This window comes from Escherichia sp. KCJ4928, assembly GCF_004352695.1.
Taxonomy (GTDB): Bacteria; Pseudomonadota; Gammaproteobacteria; order Enterobacterales; family Enterobacteriaceae; genus ECMA0423.
Map to the genome: position 1 here is coordinate 1 of NZ_SJWV01000813.1, position 255 is coordinate 255.

General features: G+C 56.5%; 1 pseudogene. It reads right to left on the reverse strand.

Features of this window, described 5'->3' with window-relative positions:
• Positions 1-255, reverse strand: a pseudogene (locus E0D98_RS26900) (conjugal transfer protein TrbA); the annotation flags it as partial.

A 255-nucleotide genomic window follows, 5' to 3' on the forward strand; every position in this document is an offset into this window, starting at 1 on the left:
TTTTGAGCCTGCAGGAGAGATTGAGGTTGTTCATCAGGGCTACCGCTGCTTTCCGGTCACCGAGGAAGAACTGCAGGCCAAAGATGGCAAAGAGCGCTTTTTCATGTGGGGCCATGTCTTTCCAGCTGGTCAGTGGTTGCCCCAGTTGCGCCATGAAGCACTGGCGTGTGGACGCAACATCGAGCTGCATGTTGCGGATAAGGTTGTTCTGCTCCACAAAGGCTTCGGGGGTTAGTGCGACACGGCGCTCGGGAC